Source organism: bacterium, from assembly GCA_023230585.1.
Classification (GTDB): Bacteria; Ratteibacteria; UBA8468; order B48-G9; family JAFGKM01; genus JALNXB01.
Genome location: JALNXB010000026.1, coordinates 17,571 through 28,376, shown reverse-complemented (window position 1 = coordinate 28,376; position 10,806 = coordinate 17,571). Strand labels below are relative to the sequence as shown.

8 protein-coding genes are annotated in these 10,806 nt (G+C 35.0%); 6 read left to right on the top strand and 2 right to left on the bottom strand.

Annotated features, from left to right (window positions below):
- The first annotated feature begins 287 nt into the window (after window positions 1–287).
- From M0P98_05690 to M0P98_05670, 5 genes are all read left to right on the top strand, one after another.
- Window positions 288–650: a DUF488 domain-containing protein gene (locus M0P98_05690; protein ID MCK9266355.1), complete on the top strand. Its 363-nt coding sequence runs from the start codon at window positions 288–290 to the stop codon at window positions 648–650.
- Window positions 651–667: 17 nt separating this feature from the next.
- On the top strand, window positions 668–1,219 hold the full coding sequence (locus tag M0P98_05685; protein ID MCK9266354.1) for a hemerythrin domain-containing protein: 552 nt from the start codon (window positions 668–670) through the stop codon (window positions 1,217–1,219).
- Window positions 1,220–1,299: 80 nt separating this feature from the next.
- The gene (locus M0P98_05680) at window positions 1,300–1,932 is read left to right on the top strand and encodes a MerR family transcriptional regulator (protein ID MCK9266353.1); all 633 of its coding nucleotides are present in this window, start codon (window positions 1,300–1,302) and stop codon (window positions 1,930–1,932) included.
- Between the two features lie 50 nt (window positions 1,933–1,982).
- On the top strand, window positions 1,983–2,996 hold the full coding sequence (locus M0P98_05675; protein ID MCK9266352.1) for a hypothetical protein: 1,014 nt from the start codon (window positions 1,983–1,985) through the stop codon (window positions 2,994–2,996).
- A 219-nt stretch (window positions 2,997–3,215) separates the two neighbouring features.
- Entirely contained in the window at window positions 3,216–5,897 is a 2,682-nt protein-coding gene (locus M0P98_05670; GenBank protein MCK9266351.1) for a heparinase II/III family protein, read from the top strand.
- Window positions 5,898–5,907: 10 nt separating this feature from the next.
- Here the strand turns inward: M0P98_05670 and M0P98_05665 are convergent, their stop codons facing one another.
- Both M0P98_05665 and M0P98_05660 read right to left on the bottom strand, forming a co-directional pair.
- Entirely contained in the window at window positions 5,908–7,017 is a 1,110-nt protein-coding gene (locus M0P98_05665) for a cysteine desulfurase (GenBank protein MCK9266350.1), read from the bottom strand.
- A 75-nt stretch (window positions 7,018–7,092) separates the two neighbouring features.
- Window positions 7,093–8,880, bottom strand: a complete 1,788-nt coding sequence (locus M0P98_05660; GenBank protein ID MCK9266349.1) for a hypothetical protein — start codon at window positions 8,878–8,880, stop codon at window positions 7,093–7,095.
- Between the two features lie 366 nt (window positions 8,881–9,246).
- Here M0P98_05660 and M0P98_05655 point away from each other — a divergent pair, with 366 nt between their 5' ends.
- The gene (locus M0P98_05655) at window positions 9,247–10,788 is read left to right on the top strand and encodes a TolC family protein (GenBank protein ID MCK9266348.1); all 1,542 of its coding nucleotides are present in this window, start codon (window positions 9,247–9,249) and stop codon (window positions 10,786–10,788) included.
- Window positions 10,789–10,806: the final 18 nt, after the last annotated feature.

Sequence of the window (10,806 nt, the reverse complement as noted above, 5' to 3'; positions counted from 1 at the left end):
TTCCTTTTTCGCCTTCGGCGAGATTGCCACGCTAAAAAACAGCTCGCAAAGACGGAATGGGGGGCTGTTAACAAAAGGTTTAGCCCTTTTGTTCTTCTACTCTGAGCCTGTTAAGCCCTTCGGAGATGTCTTATATGCAGAAGGGAGAGTTCTCAGAGTGCCCGATTGTTAAGTAGAAGGTGTATGCGCCGTAGTCCCAGAGTGAGTAGACACTGCATACTTTTTTACCCCTTTCTTTTTCCCACATTTTGAAGTATAACTATTATATAAAAAAAACTGAGGTTTTTATGGGACAAATAAAAATAAAACGTATATATGAAACTGTCTCAAAAGAAGATGGCGTAAGGCTTCTTGTTGACCGTTTGTGGCCTCGAGGTATTTCAAAGGAGCGGGCCTCATTAACAGAATGGTTGCCAGAAGTTGCGCCTACAACTGCTCTTCGCAAATGGTTTTCACATAACCCTGCCAAATGGAAAGATTTTAAAGAAAAATACCTTGAAGAAATCAGAACCAATAATAGTGAATCTCTACTTAAACTAACACAATATATAAAAGAGAAAGATGTCATTACTCTGCTATATTCCGCAAAAGATGAAATTAGGAACAACGCAATAGTTTTAAAAGAATACTTTGAGTCCAAAAAATTGTAATAAAAGGGGGAAAGCCAATGATAGCAACAGAAAATCTTAAAGATGAACATAAAGGTATAAATCTTATGCTAAACATAATGGAAGGTATATGCAAAAAACTTCAAAAAGGAGAAAAAGTTGACACTTCACATCTTGACAGTATTCTTGAATTTTTGCAAATCTTTGTAGACAAGTGTCATCATACCAAAGAAGAAGATATCCTTTTCCCTGCTATTTTACAAACAGAACAGGGTAGCACTCTTCAAGACTCGATAGATATTTTAAATAAAGAACATACAAAAGGCCGCAGAGCAGTAAAAAATATATCTAACTCTATCTTAGAATATAAAAAAGGTAGAGCAGATACCTCAGAAATGGAAGAAAATATTTCAAAATATGCCCACCACCTAAGAAAACATATAGATAAAGAAAACTATTTTTTCTTTCCCATTGCAGATATCCTCTTAAACTTGGAAATGCAAAAAGAACTTTTTAAAGAGTTTGATATAATAGAGGTAGAAAAAATTGGAGTAGGCAAACACGATGAGTTCCATCATCTCCTTGATACTCTAAAGAAAATATACCTTTGACCCAATTCCCCTTATTCAAGTTTTATAAAATTTAGTAAATACTATTGACAGTATATACTTTTTCAGGTAAAACACTCTTAATGATTAAACAAAAACTTCTAAATTCCTTTAAAAATAAAGAGTATTCTACCTTAGATGAACTTGTAATAGTAGCGGCTCAAATAATTCCACACATAGCAAGCGAACAGAAAAGGTACCGTGTTTCTGTCTATCCTGATGAAAGGACAGTTCGGTATTATATCAATGAAGGGCTTGTTGACAAACCTTACGAAGTTTCGGAGAGTTCTTCTCGTTTTACATATAGACATCTTTTACAAATACTGATTATAAAACATCTTCAAGCACAATACCTATCTCTCAATAAAATTAAAGATATGATTAAAGATATGGAAGAAGAAAGAATGGAAGAACTAATTATAAGCGGACAAAACGGATATTCTGAATACTCTCGTTTGGTATCACCAATGGACAGAAAACAAAAATTCCTTAATGAAAATAAAATAGAGGCTATATTTAGAGAAAAGGTATCTTTTAAGAAAGTGAAAGAAGAATTAAAAGTATCTCAGGAGTGGTTAAGAGTGGTTGTAAAAGAGGGAGTAGAATTAAATATAAGAACCGATATTATCAAGGGTAGCAGAGAAGATAAAGAAGAGTTTCTTGAGAAGATTGCAGCTAGGTTAAGAATATACCTTGATACGGAGAAAAACAGGTAACAAAAACTTATTTGCCTCATATTTTAGTTTGGGGCTAAGGAGGAAGGAATATGGAAGTAAAATCTCAAGCGACACTGTTACGTTTCTTAAAATCTCTTACAGTAGGTGGCAGAACAGATAAAGACGGGTTGAGTGTTTTTTCTTTAAAGAGCAACATAAAATCAGTTTATGAGTATATAACTTTAGACGAAGCCATTGCAAAAAATACTTTAGTAGTTGAAGAGATGGGTTCAGCTATAGTTCCACTTATTAGAGTAGTAAACACAGGGAAAGAAGATGTTTTTATTATGGATGGAGAAGAACTTGTTGGAGCTAAACAAAACAGAATTGTAAATATAAGTTTAATGGTGCCCAAAGAAAGTACAATAAGCATTCCAGTTTCGTGTGTTGAAGAAGGCAGATGGAGGCACACATCTGACAAGTTTTATTCAAGTCCAAATATTTCTTATGCTACTTTAAGGAAAATACAGAAGGATTCAGTTGTAGAATCAATGAAAACAAGAGAGAATTTTCAAGCCAATCAGCAAAAAGTCTGGAATAATGTATGTCATAGGATGGCAACTTCGAAAACTAACTCTCCAACCTCTGCTATGAGCGATATTTACGAAAAAGAGAAACCACGAATTGAGGAATATAGAGATGCTTTTCCCATAAGAGAAGGGCAGATAGGAGCGGTCTTTGCAATCAACGGAGAGATTTTTGGAATGGATGTATTTGACATAGAGAGTACCTGTAAAAAGATAATGCCTAAAATAATTAGAAGTTATGTGCTTGAAATATTATCAAAAGAGAAAGTGAAAAAAAATATAAAAATAGGGGAAATAGAGACCTTTCTTTCTGATATTGTTGAATCAGGATTTGAAGCAAAAAAATCACCCGGTAAAGGTATGAACGTTAGTATTACTGGAAGAAGAGGTAACGGCACATCTTTAGTTGTTGTAGAAGATACAGTGGTTCATACATCAATATTTGCAAAATCAGGACCAGAAGAACCTAAAACACCCGAAGTGTTATCACGTATTTCCTACCCGTCTATAAGACGCTATAGACAAACAAATGAATAAATAAAAAATAATGTAGTTTTACGTACCCTAATTTTGTTAGTCCCCCATTCCATTCAAATACGGAATGGGGGGCTTTTTTTAATACTGCTTTCAATAAACAATAAACGAACACTTATTTACTCTTCTTAATAGCATAAAAACACCTTATATAAAATTTGTTTTATTGGACTATTATATTATAATTATTAATAATAATTTAATAATTGCAGGAGGGTAACAATGAAACGATTTATACCTGTTTTTTTATGTACTATATCTTTTTTTCTTTCTTCCTACATTTGTTTTTCAAAGGAAGAACCCGCTAAAACAAGATCATTTGCATCTTATATAGAAGCGTTTGAAGCAGGGAAAAAAGCCTGTACAAGAGACAATATGGTGCTTTATAGAGGTAAAATGATTAAAAGTGGTTTTGCAAGAAACCCTATAGATTTATTTAAAGCCCAAACTTTTTATCGAGAAGCGTTACAGTTAGCTAAAACCGATAAAGAAAAATCTTCTGCTTTTCTTGCAATAGGGGAGACACAATTATACGACCAAACCCAGACAGATTATAAAGATATAAGAGAAAGTTTTATGGCTGTTTTGAATCTAACCACACTCTCAAAGCGGGAAAAAGGTAGAGCATTGCTGGGTATAGGTGAAACCTATTTACGTGAAGAGAATTATCTAAACGCCCGAAAATATTTTCAAGAGGCAGAAAAAGAAGGTTTAATAAATTACGCTCAATTATCTCTCGGTTACTCTTATTTACAAGAGAGAGATTATTCTTCTGCTCGTAATATACTTGAGAAACTTAACCAAAATATGAAAGAAGTTATTGCTGGGACTCTTGTTGCTCCAGACCAGTTGACAATACTTGAAGTTCGACAAATACACTATCTTGCTTCAGAATATCTTGTTGCAATAGACCAATTACCTTTGATTATAAGAAATCGACCTCGTCTTTTTTTTAATGAAAAAACTTTCTTAGAAGTAAAAAAACGTGCACTTACGGAAGAAAAAGAATATTTTTCAAAGATAAAAAAAGAGGTAGAAGGTATTAAACATATAAAATTAGATAAAGTTGACTACGGATATCTTCTTATGAAAACGGCTTTTGTTTATAAGGTTACAGAAAACCCTCTACTGTTAGAAAATATGAGGAAAATGTTCCGTTCAACTTTTGATTATTATCTAAGTCGTCAAAAGGATTGGATTCGTAGTTATTCACGAGTAAGCGCTATCTCAGCATTTGATTGGGTTTGTGATGACCTTCCTATTGATGAAAGAAAGGCTCTTGCTTCTGATTTATTGAAATACGTTTATCAGATTTATATTGAGGAACGTATTGAAAACAGACTTAATCACGATAACTGGTATTATGTTCAAGATATGTTCTGGTATGCAGGGGTAGCTTTACTTGATGAAACTCTCGACAATGTTTCATACGCTCGAGTGTTAACTATTCTTGGAGAAGGTTATCGACACGAACAAAGAATGTTTAGGCATATGATAAAAACATCTGGGGACGATGGAGGTTGGCAGACAATGCTCGACTACGCTTTTGGGCACCAACCAACTGTTTTTTGGGCTTTCATCCACTGTTGGCGTTCTGCTACTGGAAAGGATGTAGAATCAGACTGGGTTCATATTGTCAACCCTGATTTTGTTCTTAGAAACTTTCTTGGAGTTGAAGGCAGGGCTATTAGAAATTTCGGATATTCTCGTTCTTGGGGAAGAAAAACTACTGGACCAGACCTCCTTTATGACCATTTAAGGAACTTTATACATTTATTTGGACGTTCTGAACCAGAATATTCTGCGATAGCTGGTCTACTTGCAGAAAAAATACGAGAAATAGGACCGTCTCAGGGAGTATATCCAGTAAATCCATTTCTATATACCAACCTTGATAAAGTACCAGTACCAAGTATTCCTAAAGGAATGCCCTTTGCACGCCATTTTGAGAATATTGGGCTGGTGCTGATGTCTTCTGGCTTCAATTTGGATGACACTTATGTATTATTTGCAGCAGGAGGCGGCAATGTATTTTCATCACATTTTGATACAACCCATTTCAGTATATACAAACAAGGAGACCTTGCTTTAGATAGCGGTTCTGGTAATATTGGGCAACATACAGAAAAATATTCTAAACAAACTGTAGCACATAACGCTGTGCTTATACATACTCCCAACGATACCAACCACGGTGGGCAGGTTAAAACAACAAATTTCGCAAAAGTTCTTGCTTTTGAAACGTCTGCACTATTTAGTTATGTTGCAACTGATGCTACTCGCACCTATCATCCTGATAAGTGTAAACAGATGGTTAGACAGTTTATATATTTTCATCCCAACCATTTTCTAATATTAGATAGAGTTGTTTCTGCAAAACCTGAATACAAAAAAGAGTGGCTTCTTCACACAATTGGCGAACCTATAATAACAGGTCAAGAGGTTAAATCAGAAATTAAACAAGGACGTATCTTCTGTCGAACTCTTTACCCTTACGGTGCAATTATAGAGAAAATTGGTGGAGAAGGTAAAGAATTTTGGGCAAGCGGTAAAAACTGGATGCCCGAAGATTTTTATACTACCAAAATTCCTGAAACAATGGGACTTTGGCGTGTAGAAGTTAGTCCTGCTATTGAGAAAGAAGAAGATGTTTTCCTTCATCTTATACAGGTATCAAATAAAAAAGACCAAGAAATGTGTAGTAGCAAAATATTAGAGGAAGAAGATAAATTGATTGTCTTTTTCTCTGGTATAGACGGTATCAACTACGAGGTTATTTTAAATAAAACTAAAGAAATTGGGGGACACATAAAGATTATAAAAGGCGGAAAAACACTTTGGGATAAACCACTAATTAAAGAGGTTATGCCCCAAAGCAGGTTAGCAATCCAAAATCATAGATAAATCTTTATACTTAAGACGCAGAATCCAATATTTTTTTTATAATTGATACGGCTTCAATTATTTCATTTTTTGTGGTCCTTTTCCCGACAGAAAACCTTATAGCACATTTTTTCCATTCCTCTGAAAGATTTATTGCATCAAGAACATAAGAAGTATCTGGTGTTACGGCAACAAAATCTTTCATTTTATTATACAGTTCTCCCGATGTCATACCTTTAAAACTTATGTTTAAAATATCAGGGGAAGATTTTTCAAGATGTCCGTTGAGATGTATTTCTTTAAAATTTCTTTTCAATTCTTTATATAGCAATTCTTTCATCTCTTTCATATTTGACACATTTTTTTCCCAATCTCTACCTGCAATTTCATAGGCTTTTCCTAACCCTACAATACCTTGAACATTTTCTGTTCCAGCCCGTCGACCTTTTTCTTGTTTAGAACCGTGGATAAGGTTTTCAATCTGGACCCCGTTTCTGATATATAATGCACCTACACCTTTAGGGGCGTAAGATTTATGCCCAGAGGTTGAAACTATATCAATCTCTGGCATTTTAACATTAAGTGCCACCTTCCCTACAGATTGGGTAGCATCGCTATGCAAGATAATACCGTATTTTCTTGTTATTCTTGATATTTCATCTAACGGTTGTATTGTGCCTATCTGGTTATTAACGTGCATAACACTAACAAGGATAGTCTGGTCTGTGATACTCTTTTCCAGTTGTTTTACATCAACTACTCCGTATTTATCTACTGGAATATATGTTGTGGTGAACCCGAACAACTCAAGAAATTTGCAACACCTTGTGATGGAAGGATGTTCTATTGTGGTGCTGATAATATGTTTCCCTCTATTCTGATAAGCAAAAGCAGTACCCTTAATAGCGTGGTTATTAGATTCGGTTACACCGCCTGTAAAGACTATTTCATCGGGCTGACAGCCCAGTAATTCTGCCACCTGTTTTCTGGCGTGCTCCATTGGATTTTTCGTCTCTATCCCAAACAAATGAGAACAAGAAGGGTTACCAAAATACTTTTCAAGGTACGGCTCCATAGATTCTACCACTTCAAAATCAACTGGTGTTGAAGAAGCGTAATCAAGGTATATAGGTTTTTTCATATAGTTCTCCCATTTTGGTTACGTAAGATAATTGTCTTTGTTTCGCCGAAATACTATAATAAGATATTCTTTCTGCTATCTTTCTTTAAGAGGTTCTCTTGAGAGCGGGTCTACTGTAAATTTCCATTTTTTACCTGACAACTCCCATTCAATTTCCCAAATATTTTCTTCAAACATCCGAGGTATTAACGGGTCAGAACAGCCAAGTTTTAATTTCGGAGATTCGATTATTTTATTCAACGAAAACGCCCAAACAGAAGCTATCAAACGTTTCTTTTGTAAAGATGCCTTTTGATAAAGAATATCCCAATCAAGAGATTTGTTTCTTTTTTGTAGTGTAGGGGCAACAATATAACTATCTTTATCTTTTTTTGAGTTTGTTTCACAAAAAGTCCCACAAGCTTTTGTTATGGATAAAGACTCATATTTTTTATCGTATGCAGGTAAAACCAAGCAGTTTATACTCAAAAACCTTTTTCCCCACTCCATAAACAACTCGTAACACATCTCATTCTTTTGGGATTCAAATATCTCTCCCGGTTCTCCAATTATTCGCAACCTATCAGTTAAATATTCCCAATGTTGAGATATTTGAGGCATAATTCTTAAAACTATCAAACTTTCGCCTTTCTGTATACAGTAAGTTTTTCCAGTTAAAGGTGGGTTGGTAACTTCTGACAATCCATAGTTTAAATAAGCGTTCTTAACATCATCGGCGGGATGTCTTCTAACCTTATCAAACTCCTCTGTTTCCCACTGCAAAAACATCCACGTCTTATCTGGTCTGGATATAGCAACAGGCATACTTTGCCAAGAAAGACCTGCTACCGACCTATCCATGCTTGGCATAATTGGAAACCTTGATACAGAACCAATGCGTATATCCTTTTCTATATATGCCTTAGTTACAGTATTATCAAAACAATCTATTTGTACTTCTTTTATAGGTGCTTTTTTTTGTGGTACAAACTGGTGCCAGTTTAATCTGTAAAACGTGTACCTTGTTAAAGAATCAAGATCATCAATTTTTATTTGGGAAGGAAGAGGTGCAACCAAATCCCTATAATTGTTTGACGTTGGGCAGGAAAGAAAATGGTAGGTTCTTAACGCAGGAACCTTTGGTCCTCCACTAAACTTATCTTCTATTTCAAGAAGTTGGTTAAACAATTTTTTATACTTGGTCTGTAATGTTGTAGGAAGTTTTTTATTCATAAGTAGAAGAACAGAAAGCTCATCAAGACATACCTTAGCATAGGTATCACTCAAATGCTCGCCCCATCCCCATTTATGTTCTGTCCAATAATCGGCAGCTTTAAGAATTAGGTCTAAAATAGTCTCTTTATCCTTTTCAATAAGCGGGTTTTCTGGGCTACATATTTCGTACAGCATCCATACACAAACAACATCACCCAAAGCCTTGTTCGGGTAAAACCATACCTGTTCGCACAACTCCCTTTTAAACCATATATACAAATCATTAAAGATAGAGATAAGAACTTCTTTCTGTTCAGAGGTTAATTGGTTCTGGTACGAGCACCAAAGAATTATTAGTGGTAGCCCAACAAAAAATGGAGCGTTGGTATCTGCAGGGTATGTCTCCTCAAAATACCATTTTATGTAACCATGTAATAAGGAATTATCTGTTGTTTGCATACTGCGAATCTGTTGCAGTATACCCGTTGAGTTAATATTTTTTAGTTGTTCTGTCTCCCCTGCGAGAAGGAGAAGATTTGACGCTTTTCTTGAAGAATGAACCTTCTTTAAATGTCTTATAGGCGGGGTGTGTCCATAAGGTTGGCTCCAGAGGCAAACCTCATCGTTCCAGTTTTTGTTCCAATTTATTTTATAGGAATTATTTTTCATAATTGCCTCCTTTTTTTGTATTTTAGCATATTTCCTAAGTATATAAAAACAATAAAGGTTATATATAGGATTGTTATGCAAAAAAATGCTCATAAACAGACAAAAGAAGAAGGATAGGGCGAAGAGCAAACAGAAAGCAAGTATCTTACTCAGTAGTAAATTGACAAAAGTCAAGCTTGGTGCTTTAATATAGATTTAGTAGTGTAAGTATGTTTAGGATATTAAAGTAAAAACTAAACCTCATACCCAATAAGAGAGTCTAATCTTTTATATAATTGCTACTAAATTTGGTTCAAATGTTTTACAATAACACAACTGGGTTGGGGTTACGTTTAACATTTTTACCCTAATTAAAAGGACGTGGTTATGAAAACAAAAATTTTTTGTAGAAAAGTTGTTCCGTTATATTTTAAAACGATTTTCTTATCGTTGTTTCTTTTTGTTGCAACGCTTTCTTTTTTTATTCAAGCAGAAAATATACCTACAACTGATACCTCTCAAAATATTGAAAACGCTCCTCTTGAAATAACCGTAGAAAATGCTATTATAGCGGCATTATTAAATAATCGCTCTCTTAAGGTTGAACAATATGTTCCTCATATAAAGTCTACTTATGAAGAAGAAGAGATGTCTAAATTTGACCCTGTTGTTTCAGCTGGATTTAATGCCTCTCGCCAGAAAGTAAGAACAAAAACCAAACCAGCTGGCAATGTAAGTAGCGGGTTAACAAACCTTAATGTAGGTGTTGAACGATCACTGCCGAGCGGAACTCAAGTTTCTGCTGGGATTACTCTTGGCAGAGATTGGTCTGACCTTTACAGCGACCAGTACACTGCAGATTTAGGTTTTACAGTTACAAAGGCTCTTTTGCAAGGCGCAGGGCTTGATTTTAATATGGCAAATGTTAGGCAGGCGAAACTTGATACTTTAGTTTCTGAATATGAATTGAGAGGGTTTACAGAGGACCTTGTTGCAAGTGTAGAAACAACGTACTGGAATTATGCATTGGCTCTTAGTCAAATAGAAATATATAACAATTCTCTCCAACTTGCAGAACAACAACTAAAAGAGACAGAAGAAAGAATAAATGTTGGTGAACTTGCAGAAATAGAACTATCAGCAGCACAAGCGGAAGTTGCCCTACGTAAAGAATCTTTGATTAACGCTCAAAGTTCCCTTGAGTCGGTGAAACTTAAATTACTTAGATTGATTAACTCTACCGGAGATTTATCTTTGGCACAAGAAATTACTCTTAAAAATATGCCTTCTGTTCCTTTTGTAAAACTTGATAACGTAGAATCTCATTTTGAACTTGCTCTAAAAATGCGTTCCGATATAAACCAAGCTCTTTTAGATATAAAAAAAGGTGATATAGAAATAGTGAAAACAAAAAATGGACTACTTCCAAAACTCGATTTTTTTGTTAATCTTGGTAAAACCGGTTATGCAAACTCCTTTGGAAATTCCATACAGGATATTCCAGGTAGAAGGTATGATGTTTCAGCTGGAGTAATGTTTGAATGGCCTGTTGATAATAGGCAGGCAGAATCAAAATATAAAAGAGCAAGGTTATCTCGTCAACAGACAGAAGAAGCTCTCAATAATCTTTCTCAACTGGTAGAGATGGATGTAAGGTTAGCATATATAGAGGTGAACAGGGTTGCAAAACAGATTGAGGCCATACAAGCAACTCTAAAATTACAAGAAGAAAAAGTTCACGCAGAAACTGAAAAGTTTAAAGTTGGTAGGTCTACTCCTCTCCTTGTTGCACAAGTGCAGAGGGATCTTCTAAACGCTCAAATATCAGAAGTTCAAGCGATTGTTGGGTATCTTAACTCTCTGGTTGAGTTGTTCCGTATTGAAGGTTCAATACTTGAAAGAAGAGGTGTTCAGGTTACCAAATTTTAAAAGACCACCAGCTTATAT